We start from the raw sequence: 25,341 nt of genomic DNA, 5'->3' as shown, positions 1-25,341 counted from the left end.
AAAAGGACTTTTTTAGCCCTAATTAGTTGATTTTAAACGGTTTTTCGACCTTTTTTATATTGTATTATTATTACATTTTAATTTATAGCCTATACTTCAGAAATTCTTTTTAAAGCCATTACTACTGCTCCTTGTTTGATATCTTTTCCAAGGTGCATTTCAATTTCCGGCATTATATTTCTCGCTAAAGAAGTTAAATTAATAATACCTTCAGATAAAGAACTAAGTAAAAAAGGTTTAGTCTTTAAATACTGTTCTACGACAGAAGCAACTGTTTTCATTTTTGTGTGTGTTTGTGTGTTTGTTGTTTATTCTGGTACAAATATAATAAACATTTTGTTATAATTATAACTATTTGTCAAAATAAAAAAAAGCATCTTCTAAATGGTCTATTTCAGGGACTTCATTATTAACTAGAATTGATATAATATCAAACCTAACCTCTACATCCATGTCATTCAATAAGATATATTCATTAATTGCTTTAACTAAAAGTTTAATTTTTTTTGGTTTTACAAAATCTTGTGGTAATCCAAAATCAGAACTCGATCTTGTTTTTACTTCAACTATTGTTAAAATATTTTCTTTTAATGCGATAATATCAACTTCTGCTTTTTGAAAAACCCAGTTTGTTTCTAGAATATCATATCCATTAGTAATTAAAAAATCAGCCGCTAATGTTTCACCTAATTTTCCTAAATCATTATGTTCAGCCATTTCATTTCGAATTTACGAAGAATAATTTAATCAAAACTTAATTTTATTTCTTTATCGTTAACCTCAAAAGTCACCTGACTACCTAAAACTAAAGTTCGATTGTCTTTTTGATGTCCTGCACAAAATTCAAATGCGATTGGAATATTTAAATCTTTTGCAATTTCAGTAATAATTTGAACTTCATTTTGACCGAAAGGAATTTCATTATCATGCATATCATGCATACTTCCCACAATAATTCCTTTTACATTTTTGAAATAATCATTACGTTTTAAATTATACATCATCCGATCGATATGGTATAAATATTCATCTAAATCTTCTATAAATAAAATTTTACCTTTTGTATCAATAGACGATTTGGACCCTAATAAACTATATAAAATAGATAAATTCCCACCTACTAATTCTCCTTTAGCCAAACCTTTTTTATCATATGATTTGGAAGGAATAGTATATGAATTTTTAATTCCGAAAAGTGAATTTTTAAAAGTTTCTTTAACTTCTTCCGGTGCTTTTGGAACAGTGAAAGGCATAATTGAATGTAAAGTTGCAACATTTAACGTATTAATATGACTATGTAAAACCGTTACATCACTAAAACCCATAACCCATTTCGGATGTTTTTTAAATTTTGTAAAATCAATCATATCAATAATACGAACGGTACCATATCCGCCACGAGCACACCAAATAGCTTTCACATTATCATTATCCAATTGCTCTTGAAAATCTGCTGTACGTTCGGCATCTGTTCCACCTAACTGACAACTGTCTAACCCTATTGTTTTTCCTAATTTAACTTTTAATCCCCAAGATTCTAATAAATCGATAGCTGGTTTAGCATCTTCTGGAAAAAATTTTCTTGCCGTACAAACAATAGCAACCGTGTCGCCTTTTTTCAAATAAGGTGGAATTTTCATTTTGTTTTGTGAATATGAAATTAAAGAAAGAAAAAATAGTATTAAATATCTATACATGAAATGTAATAAATGTTGCTTTCAAATTTAAACAAAATCAAAATAAATTCGCCAATTACTTACTAAAAACTTATTTTTGCAGTAAATAATATTTAACAATGTTAGAAAATCCAAAAAGATATACGATTACTGCGGCATTACCTTATACAAATGGACCAATTCATATTGGACATTTAGCAGGAGTTTATGTGCCATCAGATATTTACGCAAGATATTTACGTTTACAAGGAAAAGATGTAGCATTCATTTGTGGTAGCGATGAACATGGTGTTGCCATTTCAATGAAAGCTAAAAAAGAAGGAATTACACCACAACAAGTTATAGATAAATACGACGGAATTATTCGTCAATCTTTTATTGATTTCGGAATTTCTTTTGATAATTACTCGAGAACTTCTTCTGAAATTCACCATAAAACGGCTTCTGAATTTTTTAGAAAATTATACGATAATGGCGACTTTATTGAAGAAACTACGGAACAATTATATGATGCCAAAGCAGATCAATTTTTAGCTGATCGTTTTGTAACTGGAACGTGTCCGAAATGCGCAAATGAAGACGCATACGGAGATCAATGTGAAAAATGTGGTTCTACATTAAACGCAACCGATTTAATTAATCCGAAAAGTACCATTACAGGAGAAACACCAATTTTAAAAGAAACCAAACACTGGTTTTTACCATTAAATAGATACGAAGATTTCTTAAAAGAATGGGTTTTAGAAGGTCATAAATCAGATTGGAAATCGAATGTTTACGGACAAGTAAAATCGTGGGTTGATGGCGGATTAGAACCAAGAGCTGTAACGCGTGATTTAGATTGGGGAATTGATGTTCCGGTTGAAGGCGCAGAAGGAAAAAAATTATACGTTTGGTTTGACGCTCCAATTGGATACATTTCGTCTACAAAAGAATGGGCTGCCAAACAAGGAAAAGATTGGGAACCATATTGGAAAGATGCAGATACAAAATTAGTTCACTTCATCGGAAAAGATAATATTGTCTTCCATTGTATTATTTTTCCAGCGATGTTAAAAGCTGAAGGAAGTTATATTTTACCTGATAATGTTCCTGCTAACGAGTTTTTAAATTTAGAAGGGAATAAATTATCTACTTCTAAAAACTGGGCAGTTTGGCTACATGAATATTTACAAGATTTCCCTGAAAAACAAGACGTATTGCGTTATGCATTAACTGCTAATGCACCTGAAACAAAAGACAACGATTTTACTTGGAAAGATTTTCAAGCGAGAAACAATAGTGAATTAGCAGCCATTTTTGGAAACTTTATTAATCGTGTAATTGTATTAACGAACAAATATTACGACGGAATTGTTCCAACACCTAACGAATTCTCAGAAGGAGATTTACAAGCCTTAACTGAATTAAAAGCGTATCCATCTGTAATTGCATCGTCAATTGAAAGATACCGTTTTAGAGAAGCATTAAGTGAGTTAATGAATGTAGCTCGTTTAGGAAATAAATACCTTACAGAAGAAGAGCCATGGAAAATGGTAAAAGAAAATCCGGAGCGTGTAAAAACTCAAATGTATGTGGCGTTACAAATTGCAACTGCTTTACAAGTTTTATGCGAACCATTTTTACCATTTACTTCTGAAAAATTAGGTAAAATGTTATTAAACGAAGGAACTACTTGGAATGATGTTGCTACAAAATCAGATTTATTGGTAGCCAATCATAAAATCGGACAAGCAGAAATATTATTCGCACAAATTGAAGACGCAGAAATTCAAAAACAAATAGACAAATTGGAAGCTACAAAAACAGCAAATAAAATAGAAAACGAAACGGTAACTCCTCAAAAAGAAACAACTTCATTTGAAGATTTCGCGAAAATTGATTTACGTATCGGAACAATCATCGAAGCAGAAAAAATGCCAAAAGCCAATAAATTATTGGTTTTAAAAGTAGATACAGGAATTGATGTAAGAACTATTGTATCTGGTATTGCAGAACATTTTACTCCTGAAGAAGTGATTGGTAAAAAAGTAACCGTGTTGGTTAACTTAGCACCAAGAGCTTTACGCGGTGTGGAAAGTGAAGGTATGTTATTACTAACAAATACTCCTGACGGAAAATTAGTATTTGTAAATCCTGATACAGATGGAGTTAGTAATGGAGCAGTAATTGGATAATTTATACAACTGAAAATTGATATGTTTAAAAAAATTTTAATCGTTACCTTATTTTGTGTTTTTAAAGTTAATTCTCAAAAATTAATTTCTGAAATTAATATCAAAATCCCAAAAAAATCAGAATCATTTCAAATTAATGATGAAGAATCTAAAAATGTTTTATTATATTTTGACAACAAAGAAGTTGTATCTGCTTTCAAATTAAATGAAAATTTAGCAGTTGTTGATTCTATTAAAACAAATAAAGGAGATCAAAAAATTGAATCCATTATTGGTTATGCAAAAAATGAGTCAACCTATTATACTTATTGGAGTTCAAAAGACGATAAATTATTTTATGTTTTAAGTTATGATTTTGACAAAAAAGAATCAAATGTAACTCCATTAAATTTTAACATTGAAAAAGAGAAGGTAATTAACAGAATTACTATTCAAAATAAATTTTACATTGTTACAGTAACAAAAAAAACTAACAATATTAATTTTTACTGTTTTACAAACAAATCATTTACAAAAAAAACAATCGATTTAAGCGAACACGTTTTTTACGATTATTTGAATCAACAAGTTTCATTTTATGACTTATGTACAAAATCTAGTTTAACACAAAGTAGTCATATTCAAAATGTTTCTGAAGACAATCCTGCTTCATTAACTTTTGCTTCATTTGAAAAAAAATCATACGTAAAAGACAATTCTATAATTTTTACATTCGACACAAACAAAGAGTACACTCAATTATTAAAAATTAATTTAGATAATTTTCAACCTGAATATAAATTATTTTCGCAACCATTTTTTGCAAAACCAGAAGGTTCTGAAAGTTCAGATGTGAGCAATTCTTTTTTTGTAAATGATTTATTAATTCAGTTTAAAACTAATTATTCAATATTATCTGTATCGGTTAAAGATTTCAACAAAAACGAAATCAAGAACTTTAAAATAATGTTAGATAAAGAAATAGATTTTAAAAATTCCGACATTATTCAAGAAAAGTTATCTATTAAAAACACAAGAATACTTGATAAATCAAATCAATTATTAAGAAAAATGACGTTTGCTAATCCAGCAATATCATGTTATTTAGAAAACGATACTTATTATTTAACATTAGGTTCTGTTAGTGAGGTTCAAAACAATAATGCAATGTACGGTGGAATGTTTGGAGTAGCTGGTGTTTTACTTAGTTATGCATTAACTTCAAACTATACAATGAATAATATCAATTCGTACAACAATAGAATTGTTGTTTATATCAATTGCTTATTTGACAAAAGTTTTAATCATCTTGAAGGTGAAAAAAAACAATTAGCATTTGACAAATTGAGATTATTTATTTCGAATAGTAAATTGGAAAATACTGTAGCTTTTAAATTAGGAAACGAATTGATTTATGGCGGAAGTAACCCAAGTAATAAATATGTGTTTTATTCTTTTAAGAACAATTAATCATGAATAAAAAAATAATCGCATTTGACGCTGATGATACGCTTTGGCACAACGAACCTTATTTTGATGAGGCTCAAGCTAAATTTTGCGAATTATTTCAAGATTTTGCTTCTAAACAAGAAATATTACAACTGATTTTAAATCATCAAGTAAAGAATTTACCTTTGTATGGTTTCGGAATTAAGGCTTTTACTTTATCTATGATTGAATCGGCTTTAGAACTTACCAACCATCAAATTAATGGCGTTAACATTGAAAAAATAATTGCTATTGGTAAAGATTTATTACAAAAACCTGTAGAATTATTACCTAATGTTACCGAAGTATTAGAGCAGTTAAAAGGTAAATACAGATTAGTTGTTGCCACAAAAGGCGATTTGAAAGACCAACATAGAAAGTTACACGATTCTTGTTTAGGACATTATTTCCATCATATAGAAGTAATGAGTGATAAATTAGATTTAGATTATCAAAAAATGCTGCATCGATTAGATTGCCAACCTGAAAATTTCATCATGATTGGTAATTCCCTTAAATCTGATATTTTACCAGTTTTAAATATCGGCGGAACAGCCATTCACATTCCTTATCATACCACTTGGGAATATGAAAAAATAGATTTTGAAATTGAACATGATAATTTTAGATCAATATCAAATTTGAAAGAACTTTTTGAAATTTTATAAAGATGAAAAGAGAACTGAACATAGCCGATTGGAATAGAAAAGAACATTTCGAATTTTTTTCAAACTTTGACGAACCTTTTTTCGGAACTGCCATTCAATTTGATTGCACAAAAGCATATGCAAAATCAAAAGAATTAGGCGTTAGTTTTTTTGTATATTATCTTCATAAAACATTAGTTGCTGTTAATGCTATAGAAAATTTTAAATATAGAATTGAAGGTGATAAAGTATTTATTCACGACATAATAAATGTTTCTTCTACCATTTTAAGAGATGATAAAACTTTCGGATTTTCAGAAGTTATTTATGATGAAAACTTAGATAAATTCATTGAAAATTACAATACGGAAGCCAATCGTGTGAAAAGTGTACCTGGATTAATTACTAAAGAATACAGTGAAAATTTAATTCATTTTTCTGCAGTGCCTTGGATTAATTTCACAGCCATCTCCCATTCAAGAACTTTTAAAGTTCAAGATAGTTGTCCGAAATTTTCTTTTGGAAAAATGACCGAAGTAGACGGAAAAAGAATGATCCCAATGTCGGTACATGTACATCACGGATTAATTGACGGCTATCATTTAGGTCTTTTTTTCGAAGAATTTGAACGATTAATGAACGAATAAAATAGTAAAAGCGCTCTAAAAATAGAGCGCTTTTTTAATACATATTATTATTTACTCAATAATAAAACTTCATTAGCTAAGACTTCAGTTATATAACGTTTCACTCCATCTTTATCATCATAAGAACGATGTGTAAGTTTACCTTCTATAGCAATTTCTTTTCCTTTTGTAACAAACTTTTCAATGATTTCTGCGGTTTTTCCCCATGCTGAAATTCGGTGCCATTCTGTTTGTTCTACTTTTTCACCTTTTTCGTTTTTGTAAAAATCATTTGTAGCTAAAGTAATATTCGCTACTTTTTTGTTGTTAACTGTTTTAACTTCTGGCTCCTGCCCTACGTGTCCGATTAATTGTACTCTGTTTTTCATAATGGCGTGTAAAAATTTTAATGGTTTATAATTAATTATTTTTTGTCTGATGAACTTATTGTTTCATTTCGACAGTGCAAAGATGTGAACAACACAAAACTTTATTCGGTTATTATTCATTTAATATCGTTTGTAAGTATTTGTTGTCGTTTGCAATTGGCAGAAAATTCGTATATTTACTTGAAATAAAAGCTTTTAATATGAAAACAACTATTCTAAAAAAAATAGTAACGCTTTTAGTAGTATTACTATCTACAATAAGTTTTTCACAAAACACGTTACAATACAACGACGAAAAAGGTTCGCCAGCAGCAACATTACAAGACGTAAAATGGTTAGCAGGAAATTGGAAAGGCAGTTCACCATTTGGAGTTTGTCAAGAAAACTGGGACACACCAAGTGGCAATACCATGATGTTTTGTTTTAAAATGTTAAGCGACAATAAAGTAACTTTTTATGAATTAGGTCATATTATTGAAAAAGACAAAACCTTATTATTACAAATCAGACATTTTGGTGGCGATATGAAAGCATGGGAAACGGGAGAAGTGAGCGAAGATTTCAAGTTTATTAAAATTGAAAAAAATCGAGTTTATTTTGATGGCTTAACCTATGAAAATGTATCAGACACAGAAATGAATGTATATGTATATTTTGAAGAAAGTAAAGAAGAAATAAAATTTAGTTTTAAGAAGTAAAATAAGTCTATGTAAATGAAAACCTGTTTAGAATGCCACGAAAAAATTGTAGGAAGAGAAGATAAAAAATTTTGCAGCGATGGTTGCCGAAACGCCTACAACAATAAAATGAATAAAGACAAAACGAATTTAATGCGCAACATTAACAACAAATTGCGTAAAAATTACAGAATACTATCCGAATTAAACCCAGAAGAAAAAACCAAAACCACAAAAAATAAATTGATGAGTAAAGGTTTCGATTTTGATTTAATTACCTCTATCTACACTACAAAAACGGGGAATACCTATTATTTTGTATATGATCAAGGATATATGGCTTTAGAAAATGAAGGATTTGTGTTAGTCAAAAAAGATAGTTAAATGAAAATTAGCATACTAGGTTGCGGGTGGTTGGGACTACCATTAGCTAAAAAATTAATTGAAATTGGTTTTGAAGTCAAAGGATCAACAACTTCAGAAAATAAGTTAGTAATCTTAAAAACTTTTTCAATTGAACCCTTTTTAATTGAACTTACAGAAGAAAAAATAATTGGAAATATATCTGGTTTTTTAAATGAATCAAAAATATTAATTATTGATATACCACCTGGTTTAAGAAAAGATTCCGGCTCTTCACTCGGAATGACATTTGTCAATAAAATAAAAAACGTGCTTCCTTATATAGAGAATTCAACTATAGAAAAGGTAATTTTTATTAGTTCCACTTCTGTTTATGGAGATGCTGTAACTATTCCATTAATTTCAGAAGAGAGTGATTTACATCCAGATACAGAAAGCGGAAGACAATTAATAGAAGTGGAAAATATTTTTAGAAACAATCGAAATTTTGAAACCATAATACTTCGTTTTGGAGGTTTAATTGGAAACGATAGAAACCCAATTAAATTCTTAGCCGGTAAAACGAATGTTGCCAATCCAAAAGCTCCTATTAACTTTATACATCAAGATGATTGTATTGGGATTATTAGTGAGATGATCAATCAATACTTCGACAAGCTCAGCATGACAGATTCACATAATACTATATGGAATGAAACTTATAATGCTGTAGCTCCAAATCATCCTACAAGGGCAGCATATTACACACAAAAAGCGATTGATTTCAACTTACCAAAACCAGAATTTAATGAAACCGAACCGAGTATTGGCAAAATCATTTCTAGCGAAAAAATAGAGAAAATTTTAGGTTATACTTTTAAAGTTATTGTATAAAAAAAGCCACTTCAAATGAAGTGGCTTTTTGTTTTTTTATTTTGATTCTTGATCCTTATTGACCAACAACTTTTACGTTGTCAATTTCCCAAGTTCTTGATGCAGTAGTTGTAGAAGTATACTTAAACGCAACTCTAAAGTTACTATTTCCTGAGTAAGAAGAAATGTTAATTGGACCAGAAGCTGTCCATACATAAGAACCTGTATTTGTATCTAAAGTATATCCTGTTAAAGCAGTCCAAGTTGCAGTACTTGGAGCACCAGAAGTATAATTAGTAGAAACATAAACTTCAATTAAATTTCCAGCAAATCTAGATGCATTATCAAAAGTTAATGTTGCAGAAGTAACTGAAGCTAAATTAATAGCTGGTGAAATTAACCAATCTTCATTAGCATTATTTGTGCTACTAGCAAAACCTGACATAGCTGCACATAATCCTGGGTTACCAAATGTATTAGTAGCCCAAACTTGAGCACCAACCACACTTTGTTTTGTCCATAATCCGAAGTTTGAAGTAAAAGATTCTTCAAATAAAGGCACTACTCTAGGATTCGTTAACATTACATCATTTTCTGTACGAACCATGAATTGATAATCACTGTTGTATCTTGTAAGTACACCTCTAACTTTTCCATTTCCTGAAGGAATTGATTTAGAAGCGAAAGTAGCAAATTCAGAAACTCTAACAATTATTGAATTTCCAGCAGCATCTTTTAACACATGGTTAGTTGCACCTCCGATACTATTTAATGTAGGGTCATAGAATTTTTTTCCTAATGACTCATCTGAAAACTGAACAGCATCAAATTCAATTAACTTATTCAAATTAGCATTATTTTTTGCAGCCGCAATAGTCATGTTATTTACTATTGTGCTTTCATCAACTTTAGTACATGAACGAGTAATTACATTTTCATATTCAACTCCAGACACTCTTCCTACTTGTGTTCCATTATATAATGAACCAACTTCTAAAGAATACGTTTGTGAATTATTTGCAAAATGTCTTCTATTTAAGTTGACAAATACTTTTCTCCCTGGTTCATATTTAGTATATAAGTTGTAAGCATCTACAGGCATACTAAATCCTTTAGCTCCATCAATAGAAACTAAAGAAATAGATTTGTAGAAATTTCCACCTTCGTCGCTTGAAGTAACAAATGCTTCAATGATAGAATCAGTAGTAGAATTCCATTGTTGTGTAGTATTTGTTGCTAAAGCAGCTACATCTTGAATAGTTTTTGTAGCTGTTAAATCTGTACATTCACCTGTTAAATCAGGTGCATTGTAATTGTCTGAATTTACACATCCAACTAGAGATGCAAATAAAGCTGCCGATAAAATTAATTTAATATTTTTCATAGCTATTAATTTTTAGTAATCTTAATATTATCTAATTGACAAGTAGTTGTAACACCTGCTTTACTTCCTGTATATTTAAAAGCAATTCTAGCATTTGTAGTATCATAACCACTTAAATCAATATTTCCACTACTAGTAATAACATCATCAGCAGTTGGAATAGTAAATGTTAATGGTATCCAAGTTGCAGTAGCAATTCCTGCAGTAGTTCCATCATAATCAGTAGAGATGAATGCCGTCATTGGATATCCATTAGAAAATCTAGTTTTTGTTGTAAATGATAAAATTTCACCAGAACCAGATGTTAAATCAATAGCTGGTGTAATTAACCAAGCCACATCATTAGTTCCAGCAGTAGAATAAAAAGATGAAAATTCAGCATAATTATCACTACTAAAAGTTCTTGCATGCCACAAACGAGATGATGCTGGAATTGATGTTGATGCATTATGATTCACCCACCCTGTTAAAGCAATTGGCACTTCAACTGAACCACTTCCTGTTGGAGATGAAGAAAAGTTCTCATTGAAAGTATAATTAAAGAAAGGAGGAATATCTGTTTGATCTTCATCACAACTAGTAAAAGAAACTAGTGCAATTGCAACAAACGTAATTTTTAAAAATATATTTTTCATAGTCAATTAAGTTTAGAAGTTAACATATAAATTTACGAAATAAGTTCTTCCATATCCATAAAAATATTTAGAACCAAAAGATGGTGTTCCATTAGCGTAATCTGCTTGTTGATCAGGGAAAGTTGCTTTTCTTGATTGTTCGAATCCACCTGTTTTGTATGTAGTATCTAAAACATTGTTTACAGATGCAAAGAAACCAATAGTAGTATTATCTACTCTCCAAGATTTACCCCCTGTTAAATTTAATAAATTAAAATCTGCAAATTTTTCTTGTTTTAAAGCTTTTCTAACAGATTCTTCATTAACTCCTGCAAAATTATCTCCAGTAGCACCGTCAATTGTAAAATTATCTGTTCTTAAAATGTTCGAAACATCTAAATAAGAATCAGCTAAATAGTTGATGTTTGCACCCACCCACCAGAAATGTGGATCTCTATATTCTAAACCAAAGGATGCAGCAGTTTGTGGCATTCCTGGTAATCTATAATTTTTCATATATGCTTTACCAAAATCTACAACTGGTTGTGTATTTGTTAAAGTAGCTTGAGCATCATCATTCACTTTTAAGTTTGGATTATTATCGTATAAATAATGTCCGTAAGATGCTGCTACTGTAGCTTTAATTGTAGAAGTAATTTGGTATTCTAAACCTAATTCAACTCCAACGTTTTTCTTATTGATTCCTGTTAATAATTCAGAAATAAAAGCATCTTCATTTCCACTATCAATATCTTCTCCAACACCTTCTGCATAGAAGAAAGAAATTTCAGTAGCATTTTGAACTTTAGAAGCAAATCCAGTAATACGAGATTTGAATTTTGGTGTTCTAATAATGTAAGAAGCATCAACACTAGCAATTTGCTCACTAGTTAAATCAGGTGTAATATTATTGTTAATACGAGCATTTGCAAAAGTATTTCTCATATTAGGTGCTTTTGTCATATAAGCTCCATTGAAATCTAACAAATGTTGTCCTGTAATTTTATATGTAAATCCTCCTTTGAATCCGAAGTTTTCAAAAATTTGTTTCCCACTTTTACCAAAAGAATTATTAGCATAAATACCATTTCTGTATAAACCTTCTCTTTCATATTGACTTCTAGAAAAAGATTGTGCTAAATAGAAATCAACTGATTTATAAGAAAACTTAAATTGTGTAAAAGCGTCTGCAACAATTGCATTTAAGTTATAATTATAACCATATGTATCACCTTCAACTACCGCTCTATTTGGATTATTTAAATCAGATTGAGTAGCATCTCCTTGATAAAATGGATCAATATCTAAAAAGTATTGACCTCCTAATAAGTCTAATAAATTTTGGTGGTTGTGAGATTTCAATTTTCTAAAACTTGCACCAGCATTTAATTTAATGTTATCCGATAAATCTGAGAATAAAATTGAATTAGCCGTAATTTGTTTATCATCTGTTCTATCTTCATATAAAGCGTAAACACTTTTACCTGGAGTAGCACTATTTTGATTAGCAATATACATTGCATTCCAATCAATTTGGCTATTGTTTAAGAAATACGTTTGAGCAGCAGCAGCTCCTGCAGTATCACCTAAATTGTAATAGTAACTTGGTAAGTTTTTGTAGTATGTAGGATCAGGATTGTTTGCTCCTTGATAATCAATTCTAGTATTACCTATCGTACCTGTTTGGTATGACACATTTGTATTTAATGTAGTTCTATCAGACATTTTCCAATAGTGACTTAACATTAAAATTGGTTCTTCAATATCTTTATCTCTAGAGTTACGTTTTTTACCATCTTGCCATCCCCAATAAGAATTGTATTTAATCCCCATTAAGTCGTTTACTTCTTTTGTATTTGGAGAAGATTTTCCTCTGCTGTTTTGAGCATAAATACTTGTAAAGTTTAAACTATGTTTGTCATTAAATCTTTTTTCAACACTTGCAAACATTGAATTTGCAGCGTAATCAGTTCCTTCAAAATAACCTTCTTTAGCCCATCTTCTAGATGCAGAAATACTGTAAGCCCAACCATTTTCCATTAAACCTGAATTATGAGTTGCCATAGCTCTCCAAGAATAGTTTGTATTTGTTCCTGAATAAGATAATCTTGTTCCTTTTCTATATAAAGAAGCTCTAGTATTAATTTCTTGTGTTCCTAAAATTCCTCCAAAAGTATAATCAGAAGGAGAAGAACCTAAAGTAAATTCTTGGTTTCTAGTAGCGTCATTTAATCCACCCCAGTTACTCCATTGTGGTCTTCCGTCATAGATTTTGTTCATTACGATACCGTTAATCATTGTAGTACCGTACTCGTTATCTAAACCTCTCATTCTAAAACGAGCTTGCCCCCAATTGAAAGCAGCTGCTTGTTGATAAGCATCTCTAGAAGATTGAAGTAAACCAGCAGTACTTTCAGAACCACTATTGTCATCACCTAAATCGTTCTCGGTAATCGTTACCAAACTTAATTGTTGTTCAGAAGTAATATCTTCTTCTAATAACATTAAACCAACATCTAAAGTTTGATTTTCAACAACCTCAATTGAAAAATTTTGAGTTGTATAACCATTAAGAGAAACAATTAATTTTTGTTCTCCTTTTGCAATACCACTAATAACAAATTCTCCAAGATTGTTTGTAGTTACAAATTGTTCATTAGATTGAACCATAACTTTTACGCTACCCAGTGGGTTTTGCGATTTAGAATCAACTACCTTTCCTTTGACAGTTGATTGATTTTGAGCCATCATGATAACAGCCTGAAATAAAAATAAAAGACTTAATGCAAGTTTTTTCATACTTAATTATAAATTAATACTTTAACTAACATTTAGTTTACAAAAACTAAAAGCGGACAAATGTACAACATTTAATAATATTATTTACCTTTGGCACCAGATTTGTAATAAAGATAACTAAAATTTAATCTTAACACATGAAAATTAAACCATTTTTCGGCGCTTTAGCAGTTTTTTTGTTGGCTGTTACTTCTTATGCACAAGAGAAAAAAAACTATGCAATTCATACAGTTGCGTTCTACAATTTAGAAAATTTATTTGACACAATAAATGATCCAACTAAAAATGACGAGGATTTTATTTATACTCCAGCAAACTATAAAGAAAAATTACACAAACTTGAAAGAGTAATTTCTCAATTAGGAACAAGTGCTGAACAAAAAAACTCTCCAGTTGTTCTTGGAGTAGCTGAAGTTGAAAACAGAAAAGTTTTAGAGGATTTATGTAAACAACCTCTTTTAGCTGCAAAAGGTTACGCAGTTATTCATTTTGATTCACCTGACCAAAGAGGAATTGATACAGGATTTTTATACCAAAAAAGTCATTTTACTCCAACTAGTTACAAAAACTATCCTTTAATTGTAACAGAAGAAAATACAGATAAAAAAGCAAAGGAAAAAGAAAAAGAAAAAGTTGAAGATACAGACGATAACGTTATAGATGCTAAAACAAAAAGAATTTATACACGTGATCAAATTTTAATGACTGGCTTATTAGATGGTGAAGAAATGCACTTTATTGTTAGCCACTGGCCTTCTCGTAGAGGTGGAGAAAAAAGAAGTAGCCCATTACGTGAAGCTGCAGCTGCCTTAAACAAAAAAATCATTGATTCTTTGCAAAAAATCAACCCGAATGCTAAAATTTTTACAATGGGTGATTTAAATGACGGTCCGTTTAACAAAAGTATCAAACAAGTTTTAGGAGCTAAAGGTGATGAAAAAGAAGTTCAACCATTAGGATTATACAATCCAGCAGAAAAAATGCTTAAAAAAGGTATTGGAACTTTAGCACATAGAGATGCTTGGGACTTTTTCGATCAAATTATCATTTCTGAACCTTTATTAAGAAAAGATTATACTTCTTGGAGATATTGGAAAGCTGGTGTATATAATGCACCATTTATGATCCAACAAACCGGACAATATAAAGGTTATGCATTGCGAAATTCGAGTATTGCTCCTGGATATTCCGATCACTTCCCTTCTTATGTTTATTTAATAAAAGAAGCCAAAAAATAAAATAAGATTAAAAAAAAGTAAGGTACGTTTATCGTACCTTTTTTTATTTAGTAACTTTACGTTTTAAATACTACTTTATGTCTATTGCAAAACCATTCAACTTAAACAAATGGATAGAAGAAAACCGACATCTTCTAGTTCCGCCAGTAGCGAATAAAAATTTATATGTAGATTCTGGTGATTATATTGTAATGATTGTTGGCGGACCAAACGCTCGAAAAGATTACCATTATAATGAAACCGAAGAATTATTCTACCAACTTGAAGGAGAAATTACAGTTTACATTCAAGAAAACGGAAAAAAGAAAGCCATGAAATTGAGTGCTGGCGACATGTATTTGCATCCCGCAAAAGTTCCACATTCGCCAAACAGAACTGAAGGCTCAATTGGTTTAGTTATCGAAAGAAAAAGAACAGAAGGTAAAGATGGTTTACTTTGGTTTTGCGATTCTTGTAATCATAAATTGCATGAAGTTTATTTTGGATTAAATGATATCGAAAAAGACTTCTTACAACACTTTAAAGATTTTTATGGCTCTGAAGAAAAAAGAACATGTGATCATTGCGGAACGATTATGGAAGTCGACCCAAGATTTATAAAATAACACACTTAAAATATAAAAAAGTATGAAAATCAAATTTCTAAATTCAATTTCATACATTTGCAAAATATAACAATTACACTTAAAAAAGTTAAAAATGTCAACAATAGCATCACAATTTGGAATGCAAGAAGCATTAAAAGCATTAGGAATTAAAGAAATTAACGACGGAACATCAACAGGTTCAAATAGTTTTTCTTCTGGAGAAATTATCGAAAGTTACTCTCCAGTAGACGGTCAATTAATCGGAAAAGTAAAAACAACAACTGCAGCTGATTACGAAAAAGTAATTAAAAGTGCTGAAGAAGCATTTAAAGTTTTCAGAGCAATGCCAGCACCTCAACGTGGAGAAATTGTACGTCAGTTTGGAAATAAATTAAGAGAATTAAAAGAACCTCTAGGTAAATTAGTTTCTTATGAAATGGGTAAATCGTTACAAGAAGGTTACGGAGAAGTTCAAGAAATGATCGACATCTGTGATTTCGCAGTTGGTTTATCACGTCAATTAAACGGACAAGTAATTCCATCGGAGCGTCCAGGTCACGTTATGCGTGAGCAATGGCACCCAATCGGAATTGTTGGAATCATTTCTGCATTCAATTTCCCAGTAGCGGTTTGGTCTTGGAACACGGCTTTAGCATGGATTTGTGGTGACGTTTGTGTATGGAAAGGTTCAGAAAAAGCACCAATTTGTACTATCGCTTGTCAGAACATCATTGCTGAAGTATTAAAAGCTAACAACTTACCAGAAGGAATTTCTTGTATTGTTAATGGAGATTATAAAGTTGGTGAAATGATTACAACTGACACAAGAATTCCTTTAGTATCAGCAACAGGTTCTACAAGAATGGGAAGAATTGTTGGTGCTAAAGTAGCAGAGCGTTTCGGAAAATCTTTATTAGAATTAGGAGGAAACAATGCTATTATCATTACACCTACTGCCGATTTAAAAGTAGTTGTTCCTGGAGCAGTATTCGGAGCAGTTGGTACAGCAGGACAAAGATGTACTTCTACTCGTAGATTAATCATTCACGAATCAGTTTACGATACAGTTCGTGACGCAATTGTTGGTGCTTACGGACAAATTAAAATTGGTAATCCTTTAGATGAGAAAAACCATGTGGGTCCACTTATCGATACAGACGCAGTTAACACATATTTAGCAGCTATTGAAAAAGCGAAAGCAGAAGGAGGAAAAGTTTTAGTTGAAGGTGGTGTATTATCTGGAGAAGGTTACGAATCGGGATGTTATGTAAAACCAGCTATTATTGAAGCTGAAAATCATTTTGAAATAGTTCAACACGAAACATTTGCTCCAATTTTATATTTAATGAAATACAGCGGAGAAGTTGAAAACGCAATTGAATTACAAAATGGTGTAGCTCAAGGTTTATCTTCATCAATCATGACAAACAGCATGAAAGAAGCAGAGAAATTCTTATCATTCGCGGGTTCTGACTGTGGAATTGCTAACGTAAATATCGGAACTTCTGGTGCTGAAATTGGTGGTGCTTTCGGTGGTGAAAAAGAAACGGGTGGTGGACGTGAGTCGGGTTCAGATGCATGGAAAGTGTACATGAGAAGACAAACTAACACTGTTAACTACTCAGACCAATTACCTTTAGCTCAAGGAATCAAATTTGATTTATAATCTAGTGATTAGTGAAAAGTAATTAGTGATTAGTTACTTATGGATATAAAAAAAACCCTGCAAAACTTGCAGGGTTTTTTTAATTATTCACTCATTGGCAAATTGACCAATTGAGAATTACTTCGTTTTCTTCACATACTGCGTTAAAATAACGATGTGTTGGTTTTCTACACGGCCTTCAATTTGTTCGGCATTGTCCCAAACCAATTTAATATTATGTACCGCAGCACCACGTTTTGCCGTGAAAGTAGCTCCTTTTACATCTAAATCTTTTATTAAAACTACAGAATCACCGTCTTGTAAAATATTTCCGTTAGAATCTTTGTGAATGATTTTTCCTTCTTCATCTTCATCTTCACCAGTCGCTTTTGCCCATTCTAAAGCATCTTCATCTAAATACATCATGTCTAATAAATCATGATTTTTTAAACGCGCCAACATGCGCCAAGAAACAATTTGAACCGGTAAATTTTCATTCCACATGCTATCCGACAAACCTCTCCAATCGTTCGGGTTCATCAAATCTTTATTTTCAATTTGCTCTTTTAAATGTTTAGCAATTAAAATACAATTCTCTGGAATGGCATCTGTTTTTGGCTCTACTAAATACACTACTAAATTTTCATTAGCACCACTAATTTCGCATACAGACCCGCTTCTATCTTTTAATCTTTTTTCAGTAACTACACTCATGGCTTATAAATTAAAACATGCTCCAATTTGAAACACAAATTGATTATTATATTTTCCAAACACATTTGGAGTGGTATCGTACTCTGCAATTGGAATACCTGCTTCCGAATATACACCAAAACCATCTGTAAAGAAATATCTAAAACCTAAATGAGCTCCAAAATTTCTTGTACCTAAGTTTAATCCCGGATAAACATCCATATTATCCTCTAAACCAAGTACATTTCCAATATTAGCATTAAATCTAATTTTTGCATCTGCTCTATCTGAAAATTCTGGCTTATAATTAACATCAGCGATAGTTACGCCTTCAGCATTTAGCATATAACTTGCTACAAAACCAAATGACATATTTTCACCAATACCATAATCATTTGACACAACGACACCTGTACCTCCATTTTGAATTAAGGCACCAATTTGCATTTTGATATCTCCTTTACCTTTATACGATTGTGCATTGGATAAAAATCCTAATCCTAAGAATACACCAAACAATATTTTTCTCATTTTTCTGTTTTATTATTTGAAGCAAAAATAATGAATTTTAACATTTTTTGAGGCAAAGCCGTAATAAATAAAATTTGAACAACAATAATTTTACAATCGGAATTTATACCTAATAAATTTCTTTCAGAAATTTATTAGAAAATGAAAAACAATTAACTAAAATTTTATTATTATGAGAAAGATCATTCTATTAATGGTAATTGTAATTACTACTATGGTTTCATGTTCAACTGATGACACTATTACACCAATTGAAAATTCTCCAAAAAAATTAAAATCATCTGATAATTCAGATTTTAGTTTAATAGCTAGAGATAGTACAACTAGAGATAATGATACAATTATTAGTTCAGATCCAGTTAAACCAAGAAAAGATTAATTTTTAACTAAATATTCATTAGATTTGCTATAATGTATCAATCAAATGAAATTAAAAAAGTTTATTTTACTTCTAATTGTTAATCTATTAATTTTTAGCTGTAAAAAAGAAAATCATTTAATTACTTACAACAAAATTGACACTCTACTCGTAAAAGCGAATAACGATTTTTTAAATAAAAAAGTTAGATTGGCATATATTGATAGTGTTTCATTAATATTAAGCAATTTAAAATCTGATAGTTTATACAATTATTATAGATTTAAACTTGCTAATCGATATTATAATTTAAATTTATTTGAACAATACAAAAGCTTAACTCTTCAAATTAATAAAGAAGCTATTGAAAAGAGTGACACATTAACTCTTGCAAAATGCAATTATAATTTAGGAGGCTATTATTATGAAAAATATAATTTAGACAGTAGTTTCTATTATTATAATAAAGCAAAAAATCTTTCTTTAAATTTAAAAGAAATAAAGCTTAAAGTTGAAATTCATAAAGATTTAGGTCGTGCTTTATTTTACCACAACCAGTTTCTTGAATCGGAGAAAAACACTTCAATAGCCCTTAAAGACGCCAAAAAATTAAATCATCATGAATACATTTTTGAATGCTATACCATATTTGGGTTATCGCAATCAGGTATGAAAAATTACTCAAAAGCTATTGAGTATTTTAATGAAGCAAATAAAGTATTAGTAAACTTAAAAAACGACTCCTACTATCCTGTTTTATATGCTCAAAATTTGATTAATTTTTGCGATGTATATAAGAAAAAAAAGGACTATACGAATCTCTTTAAATTTTCTGAAAGAGGTTTACATATTAAGAACTTAAAACAATTAGAAATAAACACATACACTTATCTTTTAAATTTTCATGGTTATGCCAAATTGAAAAAAAATGATAAAAATTCAATTAAAGAATTTCAAGAAGCATTGAAAATTGGGGATAGTTTAGATTTTCAACCCATTCAAAACACTTCAAATTTATATATAGGAGAATATTATTTATCCCAAAAAGACACTGGAACAGCTAATATTTATTTTAAAAAAGTAAAAGAAACCAAGTTTGCCGATGATAAATTAAAAGCTTTAGAAAAATTAACCATAACTGAACCTAAAAATCCAGCGCATCTAAAACAAATCATTTCGTTAAAGGATAGTTTATTTTCAATAGAAAGACTTACTCGTGATAAATTTGCACGAATTGAATATGAAACCAACGAAATCATTTCAGAAAAAGAAACCATTGAAAAACAAAAAGACAATATCGTTCAACAATTATGGTCGGTTTCAACTATAGCTGTTTTTATTATTTTAGCAGTACTTTTATTTTATTTTATCAAATCTAGGAATTTAAAAAATAAAGAACTTATTTTTATACAAGAACAACAAAACGCAAAAGAAGAGATTTATGAACTGATGCTGAACCAACAACAACGAATTGAAGAAGGAAAATATTCAGAAAAAAACAGAATTTCTCAAGAATTACACGATGGTGTAATGGGTAAATTAACAGGAATTCGACTTAATTTATTTATCCTTAAGAAAAAACAAGACGTTGAAACGGTTCAAAAATGTTTGCCTTTTATAGACGATATTCAAAATATTGAAAAAGAAATTAGACAAATTACACATGATTTAAAACAAAATTTATTCGACGACAATATTACATTTAGTTCTATCGTTGAAAATTTATTTATCATGATTAAAAGTCATTCTGACATCGATTTTAGTTTACAAATTGATGAACGAATTGATTGGGATTTAATAAACAATAACAAGAAAATTAATATTTACAGAATCATTCAAGAAGCTTTACAAAATATCGACAAATATGCACAAGCTTCTAAAGTAAATATTAACATGAATAAAATGGGCGAAGAAATTCATATAACCATAACCGATAACGGAATTGGATTTGTTCCAAAACATGGGAAAAAAGGTATTGGTTTAGAAAATATGCAAGCCCGAATGGACGAAATAAACGGTAAATTTGAATTGGAATCCAAAATTAATTTTGGAACCAAAATCAGTTTAACTTTTCAAATATAAATTAAAAGAAATGACAGTAAATATTTTATTAGTAGACGATCATCCAGCCATTTTAAATGGTTATGTATCTGTTTTGGGATTTAACGATAGAGATATTGAAATAAACCCAACCTATTGTCATAATTCAGAAGACGCTTATAAATTGATAACTAATTCTGAACAGATCAATCATTTTGATTTTATTTTTCTCGATAGAAGCTTACCTCCATTTCCTGAACAAAAAATTAAATTTGGTGAAGATTTAGCACTTTTAGCTAAAGAATACCAACCAAAAGCAAAAATATTAATGCTTACTGCACATGCTGAATCTTTTATTATTTACGATATTTTACATTTAGCAAAACCCAACGCATTAATTATTAAAAGCGATGCAACTGGTGAAGTTTTATTGGATGCTTTTCATGATGTTATTGATGGTAAAACGTATTTAAGCGCAACTGTTACCGAAAGCATGAAAGATTTACTTGAGCGAGAAGATTACTTAGACAGCATTAATAGACAAATTATTGTTTTATTAGCCCAAGGATTTAAAAATAAAACAATTGCGACTCAACTAGGATTAAGTGACAGTACAGTTGAAAAAAGAAAATCTAAGATTAAAGATTTCTTTTTAATTAATAAAAGTTCAGATGAAGACCTTATAAATGAAGCTAAAAAACTAGGTTTTATATAAATTTAACAATTTTTACGGATTTGCCGTAAAAAAAACAAACCCTCGATGCTAAATTTGTACTTTAATTTTTCATTAACATTTGGGTTGTGATGTGAACAAAACCCGTTTGAGTCATCAAACGGGTTTTTTGTTCCATACGTATTTTTTAACATTTATTACGAAAAATCCGTAATCCCACAAAAATAGTCTGTTTTAATTTTGCTTTATCTAAATCTATAAAACATGATCAGACTAATCATTGCTTTAATGGCATTTTTGACAAATTTAGTTAACGAATTTCTACAAAACGATTAAATATTCGACCCAAAATCGGCTATACTATCTTAAGAATTCACTCATCTAATTACTTTTGTATGCAAAAATTTAATTACACCAAGATTACTTCTACAGATTTAATTTTAGAAGTAGACATTAACAATTTGTCTAATGAAGAACAAGTTTTAATGTTTGGCAATTCGAATCCATCAGAATCAAATGCTGAAAAAGGAACATTTGTTCAAGAAGAAGATTTTGTTTTTGAAATCAATATTATGCTTTATCTAGAAATGGATCCAGCCTATAGCTTGTTAAAAAAAGGCTTGTATCCTTTTCAAGTTAAAGATGAAAAAGTGCAAGTGTTATTGTCGTTATCACCAAACGAATAATCAAAAAAAAATTTAATTTCTTCCCATTTCATCTGGATACAAACTAGACAAAACATCACTTTGCCAAAAATCTTTTGTATCCACATCCATTATTGTTAATGCACCTTTAAAAGCGGCACCTGTATCTAAATTCCAAACCGTATTTTTAAACTCAGGATCAACTCGTTCAGTTTTTGACAAAGGAGAATGTCCAATATAAATTTCCGAATATATCTTAAATCTTTTTGGATAAATCGCTGAATTTTTATCCATATTTTCATCTAAACACAAAGCCATTTCCCAAAGCGTTCTATCCCAATACAACATTTTTGGAAAATATTCCAATGTTACACCATTCATATTGGTAAAACCAGCATGCACAAATAATCTATTCATTTCATCCAAATGATAGTTTTTCAAGGATTTCAAAAACTGTATGTGTTTTTCTTTTTGAGTAACAGAAACATTTTTATAGGCATCAACAGTAGCTTTCCCGCCATGTTTAAACCACATTTCCTCATTTAAATGTTCATGTCGGTCTTCTAACCAATCCAACACCAATTCATCATGATTCCCTCTAATAAAAATACATTTCTGTTTATTTGATAAGTCAATTAAAAAATCTAAAACTTCAGGCGATTGACTCCATCCATCAACATAATCACCTAAAAAAATTAAAATATCATCTGATGTAACTTTAGCTCTTTCTAAAACCTGAACAACTGCTTTTAATCCTCCGTGTATATCTCCAATTACTAATGTTCTGCTCATGTTTTTATTCCATATAATAAATACTAAAGTACGAATAAAACTCGCAAATGCAAAACATGATATTTGTTAGGTTTATATTTTAGGAAATATGTATCTTTGTATTTTAATTCAATCTAAATTAAGTTCGTGAGCGAGTATAATGCTTCAATACTGAAAAAAGGGCAAAGTGCCCAAATTACCGATATTAATATTGACGAAATTCCATTGAAATTAATCGAAATGGGATGTTTGCCTGGTAATGATATTGAATTAATTCAAATTGCTCCAATGGGCGATCCACTATTTTTTAACGTTAATGATTCGAAAGTTGCCATCCGTAAAAAAACGGCATCTGCAATCTACATCAATCAAGAATCGATAAAATAATGACGCCAAAAATTATAAAAGTTGCACTTATTGGTAATCCAAATGTTGGAAAGACCTCTGTATTCAATCAATTAACAGGATTGAATCAGCAAGTGGGTAATTACCCTGGAATTACGGTTGATAAAAAAACGGGAGTTTGTAAAATCAATCAAATTACCAAAGCAAAAATTATTGATTTACCGGGCACATACAGCTTAAATGCCAATTCTATTGACGAAAACGTAGTAATAGAATTGCTGTTAAATAAAAATGATGAAGATTTTCCAGATGTAGCAGTTGTGGTTACAGAAGTGGAAAATTTGAAAAGAAATCTTTTACTTTTCACACAAATAAAAGACCTTGAAATTCCAACGTTGCTTATTATCAATATGAGCGATCGGATGAAACAAAAAGGTATCGAATTGGATATTCCTTTTTTAGAACAAGAATTAAAAACCAAAATTGCTTTAATTAGTTCTCGAAAAAACATCGGAATTGACAACATCAAAGAACTAATTTTAAATTACAAACAACTTTCTACTGAACCGTGTTTAAATGCGAGTTCCATAGATCCAGAATATTTCAATCGTTTACGCAAAGCATTCCCAAACCAATTACTTTACAAACTTTGGTTGGTTATTACTCAAGATGTAAATTTCTTGAATTTACAGCGTAATGAAATTGAAAATACGTTTACACGTTCGCATACCGAATTAAAAAGATTACAACAAAAAGAAACCATAAAACGTTATCAATTTATTAATGATACGTTGAAAATCGGACAAAAAATTGACAAATCAAAAGCTACCGATTTTCAAAGTAAATTAGACAATATTTTAACGCATAAGGTTTTTGGTTATTTAATTTTCTTTGGAATTCTTTTACTAATTTTTCAATCTATTTTCGATTGGAGTAGTATTCCAATGGATTTCATTGATACCACTTTTTCAAAATTAAGTGCATTCACAAAAGAAAATCTTCCACAGGGAAAATTTACCGATTTGTTATCTGATGGAATCATACCTGGAATCGGAGGAATTGTAATTTTCATTCCTCAAATTGCTTTTCTTTTCTTGTTTATTTCTGTTTTAGAAGAAAGCGGCTACATGAGTCGCGTTGTCTTTCTTATGGATAAAATCATGCGCCGTTTTGGCTTATCTGGTAAAAGTATTGTTCCTTTAATTTCAGGAACCGCTTGTGCTATTCCAGCCATCATGAGCGCAAGAAACATCGAAAACTGGAAAGAAAGACTGATAACCATTTTAATTACTCCTTTTATTACATGTTCGGCTCGTTTACCGGTTTATGCCATTTTGATTTCCTTAATCATACCGGAAACTCGATTCTTAGGCTTTAGCTTACAAGGCTTAACCTTAATGGGATTATATTTAATGGCATTTGTTGTAGCTATTGCGTCTGCCTTTATTTTAAACAAGGTTTTAAAACTAAAATGCAAATCGTATTTTGTTGTTGAAATGCCAAGTTATAAAGTTCCGATGTTTAAAAATGTAGCTTTAAATGTATTGGAAAAAACGAAAGCTTTTGTAACAGGTGCTGGAAAAATCATCTTAGCCATTTCAATTGTATTATGGTTTTTAGGCTCACATGGTCCTGGTAAAGATTTTGACAATGCTCAAGAAATCATAGAAACTGAAGTATATTCAAGCAATACAAAGATAAATCCATCTGTAATTCCTGATAGAGTTGCCGAATACAAACTTGAAAATTCTTATATAGGAATTATTGGAAAAACTATTGAACCTGCCATCAAACCTTTGGGTTACGATTGGAAAATTGGTATTGCAGTCGTTAGTTCTTTTGCAGCAAGAGAAGTATTTGTAGGAACTTTAGCTACTATTTATAGTGTAGGAAGTCAGAGTGAAGAAGAAGCTACTATTAAAATGAAAATGGCTGAAGATATGGATTCAAAAGGTAATCGAATTTTCAATTTTGCTACAGGTGTTTCTCTGCTTTTATTCTATGCTTTCGCAATGCAATGCGTGAGTACATTGGCCATTGTGAAAAAAGAAACCAATTCTTGGAAATGGCCATTAATACAATTGGCATTCATGAGTGGATTTGCTTATATTGTTGCCTTAATTGCGTATCAAACTTTAAAATAAC

25 protein-coding genes and 1 pseudogene are annotated in these 25,341 nt (G+C 30.2%); 16 read left to right on the top strand and 10 right to left on the bottom strand.

Annotation, left to right across the window (positions count from 1 at the left end; genetic code table 11):
• Positions 1–95: 95 nt before the first annotated feature.
• From BMY86_RS12490 to BMY86_RS12480, 3 genes and pseudogenes are all read right to left on the bottom strand, one after another.
• Positions 96–281 (bottom strand): annotated as a pseudogene (locus BMY86_RS12490) (aspartate kinase); the annotation flags it as partial.
• Positions 282–351: 70 nt separating this feature from the next.
• Entirely contained in the window at positions 352–717 is a 366-nt protein-coding gene (locus tag BMY86_RS12485; protein ID WP_091470094.1) for a YraN family protein, read from the bottom strand.
• 26 nt (positions 718–743) lie between these two features.
• On the bottom strand, positions 744–1,640 hold the full coding sequence (locus BMY86_RS12480) for a S66 peptidase family protein (RefSeq protein ID WP_245745670.1): 897 nt from the start codon (positions 1,638–1,640) through the stop codon (positions 744–746).
• A 155-nt stretch (positions 1,641–1,795) separates the two neighbouring features.
• Between BMY86_RS12480 and metG the strand changes: the two genes are divergently transcribed.
• Genes metG through BMY86_RS12460 form a run of 4 tightly spaced genes read left to right on the top strand, consistent with a single transcriptional unit; the run spans position 1,796 to position 6,614 of the window.
• Positions 1,796–3,853, top strand: coding sequence for a methionine--tRNA ligase (gene metG / locus BMY86_RS12475; RefSeq protein ID WP_091470089.1), 2,058 nt, complete (start codon positions 1,796–1,798; stop codon positions 3,851–3,853).
• A 21-nt stretch (positions 3,854–3,874) separates the two neighbouring features.
• Complete coding sequence (locus tag BMY86_RS12470; RefSeq protein ID WP_091470086.1) at positions 3,875–5,302, top strand: hypothetical protein; 1,428 nt, start codon at positions 3,875–3,877, stop codon at positions 5,300–5,302.
• A 2-nt stretch (positions 5,303–5,304) separates the two neighbouring features.
• Positions 5,305–5,988, top strand: a complete 684-nt coding sequence (locus tag BMY86_RS12465) for an HAD family hydrolase (RefSeq protein WP_091470083.1) — start codon at positions 5,305–5,307, stop codon at positions 5,986–5,988.
• Positions 5,989–5,990: 2 nt separating this feature from the next.
• Positions 5,991–6,614, top strand: coding sequence for a chloramphenicol acetyltransferase (locus BMY86_RS12460; protein WP_091470079.1), 624 nt, complete (start codon positions 5,991–5,993; stop codon positions 6,612–6,614).
• Positions 6,615–6,661: 47 nt separating this feature from the next.
• On the opposite strand, the gene BMY86_RS12455 is transcribed toward BMY86_RS12460, so the two are convergent.
• A complete protein-coding gene (locus BMY86_RS12455) occupies positions 6,662–6,982 on the bottom strand; it encodes a single-stranded DNA-binding protein (RefSeq protein ID WP_091470077.1) in 321 nt (106 codons plus the stop codon).
• Between the two features lie 200 nt (positions 6,983–7,182).
• Between BMY86_RS12455 and BMY86_RS12450 the strand changes: the two genes are divergently transcribed.
• The 3 genes from BMY86_RS12450 to BMY86_RS12440 are packed head-to-tail and all read left to right on the top strand — an operon-like array spanning position 7,183 to position 8,895.
• A complete protein-coding gene (locus BMY86_RS12450; protein ID WP_091470105.1) occupies positions 7,183–7,680 on the top strand; it encodes a DUF6265 family protein in 498 nt (165 codons plus the stop codon).
• A gap of 15 nt (positions 7,681–7,695) precedes the next feature.
• Positions 7,696–8,043: a hypothetical protein gene (locus BMY86_RS12445; RefSeq protein ID WP_091470074.1), complete on the top strand. Its 348-nt coding sequence runs from the start codon at positions 7,696–7,698 to the stop codon at positions 8,041–8,043.
• A complete protein-coding gene (locus BMY86_RS12440) occupies positions 8,044–8,895 on the top strand; it encodes a Rossmann-fold NAD(P)-binding domain-containing protein (protein ID WP_091470070.1) in 852 nt (283 codons plus the stop codon).
• 55 nt (positions 8,896–8,950) lie between these two features.
• Here BMY86_RS12440 and BMY86_RS12435 read toward each other — a convergent pair whose 3' ends face one another.
• The 3 genes from BMY86_RS12435 to BMY86_RS12425 are packed head-to-tail and all read right to left on the bottom strand — an operon-like array spanning position 8,951 to position 13,671.
• A complete protein-coding gene (locus BMY86_RS12435; protein WP_091470066.1) occupies positions 8,951–10,258 on the bottom strand; it encodes a DUF5689 domain-containing protein in 1,308 nt (435 codons plus the stop codon).
• Positions 10,259–10,263: 5 nt separating this feature from the next.
• Positions 10,264–10,893, bottom strand: coding sequence for a choice-of-anchor J domain-containing protein (locus tag BMY86_RS12430; RefSeq protein WP_091470064.1), 630 nt, complete (start codon positions 10,891–10,893; stop codon positions 10,264–10,266).
• A 12-nt stretch (positions 10,894–10,905) separates the two neighbouring features.
• Positions 10,906–13,671, bottom strand: coding sequence for a TonB-dependent receptor (locus tag BMY86_RS12425; protein ID WP_091470060.1), 2,766 nt, complete (start codon positions 13,669–13,671; stop codon positions 10,906–10,908).
• A 137-nt stretch (positions 13,672–13,808) separates the two neighbouring features.
• On the opposite strand from BMY86_RS12425, the gene BMY86_RS12420 reads away from it, so the two are divergent.
• The 3 genes from BMY86_RS12420 (at position 13,809) to amaB (ending at position 17,162) form a co-directional block, all read left to right on the top strand.
• Positions 13,809–14,909, top strand: coding sequence for an endonuclease/exonuclease/phosphatase family protein (locus BMY86_RS12420; protein WP_091470057.1), 1,101 nt, complete (start codon positions 13,809–13,811; stop codon positions 14,907–14,909).
• A gap of 77 nt (positions 14,910–14,986) precedes the next feature.
• On the top strand, positions 14,987–15,514 hold the full coding sequence (locus BMY86_RS12415) for a 3-hydroxyanthranilate 3,4-dioxygenase (protein WP_091470054.1): 528 nt from the start codon (positions 14,987–14,989) through the stop codon (positions 15,512–15,514).
• A gap of 94 nt (positions 15,515–15,608) precedes the next feature.
• Positions 15,609–17,162, top strand: coding sequence for an L-piperidine-6-carboxylate dehydrogenase (gene amaB / locus BMY86_RS12410; protein WP_091470050.1), 1,554 nt, complete (start codon positions 15,609–15,611; stop codon positions 17,160–17,162).
• Positions 17,163–17,279: 117 nt separating this feature from the next.
• On the opposite strand, the gene BMY86_RS12405 is transcribed toward amaB, so the two are convergent.
• Both BMY86_RS12405 and BMY86_RS12400 read right to left on the bottom strand, forming a co-directional pair.
• Positions 17,280–17,855: a PhnA domain-containing protein gene (locus tag BMY86_RS12405; RefSeq protein ID WP_091470046.1), complete on the bottom strand. Its 576-nt coding sequence runs from the start codon at positions 17,853–17,855 to the stop codon at positions 17,280–17,282.
• 3 nt (positions 17,856–17,858) lie between these two features.
• Positions 17,859–18,365, bottom strand: coding sequence for a DUF6646 family protein (locus BMY86_RS12400; RefSeq protein WP_091470043.1), 507 nt, complete (start codon positions 18,363–18,365; stop codon positions 17,859–17,861).
• Positions 18,366–18,537: 172 nt separating this feature from the next.
• Between BMY86_RS12400 and BMY86_RS12395 the strand changes: the two genes are divergently transcribed.
• The 4 genes from BMY86_RS12395 (at position 18,538) to BMY86_RS12380 (ending at position 22,122) form a co-directional block, all read left to right on the top strand.
• Entirely contained in the window at positions 18,538–18,744 is a 207-nt protein-coding gene (locus BMY86_RS12395; RefSeq protein WP_143065671.1) for a hypothetical protein, read from the top strand.
• 45 nt (positions 18,745–18,789) lie between these two features.
• Positions 18,790–20,805 (top strand): sensor histidine kinase, encoded by a 2,016-nt coding sequence (locus tag BMY86_RS12390; RefSeq protein WP_091470035.1) that lies wholly within the window; start codon positions 18,790–18,792, stop codon positions 20,803–20,805.
• A gap of 10 nt (positions 20,806–20,815) precedes the next feature.
• Positions 20,816–21,478 carry a LuxR C-terminal-related transcriptional regulator gene (locus BMY86_RS12385; RefSeq protein ID WP_091470031.1) on the top strand — a complete coding sequence of 221 codons (663 nt, stop codon included), beginning with the start codon at positions 20,816–20,818 and terminating at the stop codon, positions 21,476–21,478.
• Positions 21,479–21,831: 353 nt separating this feature from the next.
• Positions 21,832–22,122, top strand: coding sequence for a hypothetical protein (locus BMY86_RS12380; RefSeq protein WP_091470028.1), 291 nt, complete (start codon positions 21,832–21,834; stop codon positions 22,120–22,122).
• A 12-nt stretch (positions 22,123–22,134) separates the two neighbouring features.
• On the opposite strand, the gene BMY86_RS12375 is transcribed toward BMY86_RS12380, so the two are convergent.
• Positions 22,135–22,872, bottom strand: coding sequence for a metallophosphoesterase family protein (locus BMY86_RS12375; RefSeq protein WP_091470024.1), 738 nt, complete (start codon positions 22,870–22,872; stop codon positions 22,135–22,137).
• A 126-nt stretch (positions 22,873–22,998) separates the two neighbouring features.
• Here BMY86_RS12375 and BMY86_RS12370 point away from each other — a divergent pair, with 126 nt between their 5' ends.
• Together BMY86_RS12370 and feoB are read left to right on the top strand one after the other, a co-directional pair.
• On the top strand, positions 22,999–23,238 hold the full coding sequence (locus BMY86_RS12370; protein WP_177177180.1) for a FeoA family protein: 240 nt from the start codon (positions 22,999–23,001) through the stop codon (positions 23,236–23,238).
• Positions 23,238–25,340, top strand: coding sequence for a ferrous iron transport protein B (gene feoB, locus BMY86_RS12365; protein ID WP_091470021.1), 2,103 nt, complete (start codon positions 23,238–23,240; stop codon positions 25,338–25,340). The genes BMY86_RS12370 and feoB overlap by 1 nt, the downstream gene beginning before the upstream one ends.
• The last annotated feature ends 1 nt before the right edge of the window (position 25,341 follow it).

It is taken from the genome of Flavobacterium urocaniciphilum, from assembly GCF_900110615.1.
GTDB lineage: Bacteria > Bacteroidota > Bacteroidia > Flavobacteriales > Flavobacteriaceae > Flavobacterium > Flavobacterium urocaniciphilum.
Note: the sequence above shows the minus strand (reverse complement) of the source record. Positions and strands in the feature narration are given on the sequence as shown.

Bases quoted from the DNA above. Each gene is read 5' to 3' on its own strand.
- BMY86_RS12485 (WP_091470094.1), bottom strand. From the start codon at position 717: ATGGCTGAACATAATGATTTAGGAAAATTAGGTGAAACATTAGCGGCT.
- BMY86_RS12480 (WP_245745670.1), bottom strand. From the start codon at position 1,640: ATGAAAATTCCACCTTATTTGAAAAAAGGCGACACGGTTGCTATTGTT.
- metG (WP_091470089.1), top strand. From the start codon at position 1,796: ATGTTAGAAAATCCAAAAAGATATACGATTACTGCGGCATTACCTTAT.
- BMY86_RS12470 (WP_091470086.1), top strand. From the start codon at position 3,875: ATGTTTAAAAAAATTTTAATCGTTACCTTATTTTGTGTTTTTAAAGTT.
- BMY86_RS12465 (WP_091470083.1), top strand. From the start codon at position 5,305: ATGAATAAAAAAATAATCGCATTTGACGCTGATGATACGCTTTGGCAC.
- BMY86_RS12460 (WP_091470079.1), top strand. From the start codon at position 5,991: ATGAAAAGAGAACTGAACATAGCCGATTGGAATAGAAAAGAACATTTC.
- BMY86_RS12455 (WP_091470077.1), bottom strand. From the start codon at position 6,982: ATGAAAAACAGAGTACAATTAATCGGACACGTAGGGCAGGAGCCAGAA.
- BMY86_RS12450 (WP_091470105.1), top strand. From the start codon at position 7,183: ATGAAAACAACTATTCTAAAAAAAATAGTAACGCTTTTAGTAGTATTA.
- BMY86_RS12445 (WP_091470074.1), top strand. From the start codon at position 7,696: ATGAAAACCTGTTTAGAATGCCACGAAAAAATTGTAGGAAGAGAAGAT.
- BMY86_RS12440 (WP_091470070.1), top strand. From the start codon at position 8,044: ATGAAAATTAGCATACTAGGTTGCGGGTGGTTGGGACTACCATTAGCT.
- BMY86_RS12435 (WP_091470066.1), bottom strand. From the start codon at position 10,258: ATGAAAAATATTAAATTAATTTTATCGGCAGCTTTATTTGCATCTCTA.
- BMY86_RS12430 (WP_091470064.1), bottom strand. From the start codon at position 10,893: ATGAAAAATATATTTTTAAAAATTACGTTTGTTGCAATTGCACTAGTT.
- BMY86_RS12425 (WP_091470060.1), bottom strand. From the start codon at position 13,671: ATGAAAAAACTTGCATTAAGTCTTTTATTTTTATTTCAGGCTGTTATC.
- BMY86_RS12420 (WP_091470057.1), top strand. From the start codon at position 13,809: ATGAAAATTAAACCATTTTTCGGCGCTTTAGCAGTTTTTTTGTTGGCT.
- BMY86_RS12415 (WP_091470054.1), top strand. From the start codon at position 14,987: ATGTCTATTGCAAAACCATTCAACTTAAACAAATGGATAGAAGAAAAC.
- amaB (WP_091470050.1), top strand. From the start codon at position 15,609: ATGTCAACAATAGCATCACAATTTGGAATGCAAGAAGCATTAAAAGCA.
- BMY86_RS12405 (WP_091470046.1), bottom strand. From the start codon at position 17,855: ATGAGTGTAGTTACTGAAAAAAGATTAAAAGATAGAAGCGGGTCTGTA.
- BMY86_RS12400 (WP_091470043.1), bottom strand. From the start codon at position 18,365: ATGAGAAAAATATTGTTTGGTGTATTCTTAGGATTAGGATTTTTATCC.
- BMY86_RS12395 (WP_143065671.1), top strand. From the start codon at position 18,538: ATGAGAAAGATCATTCTATTAATGGTAATTGTAATTACTACTATGGTT.
- BMY86_RS12390 (WP_091470035.1), top strand. From the start codon at position 18,790: ATGAAATTAAAAAAGTTTATTTTACTTCTAATTGTTAATCTATTAATT.
- BMY86_RS12385 (WP_091470031.1), top strand. From the start codon at position 20,816: ATGACAGTAAATATTTTATTAGTAGACGATCATCCAGCCATTTTAAAT.
- BMY86_RS12380 (WP_091470028.1), top strand. From the start codon at position 21,832: ATGCAAAAATTTAATTACACCAAGATTACTTCTACAGATTTAATTTTA.
- BMY86_RS12375 (WP_091470024.1), bottom strand. From the start codon at position 22,872: ATGAGCAGAACATTAGTAATTGGAGATATACACGGAGGATTAAAAGCA.
- feoB (WP_091470021.1), top strand. From the start codon at position 23,238: ATGACGCCAAAAATTATAAAAGTTGCACTTATTGGTAATCCAAATGTT.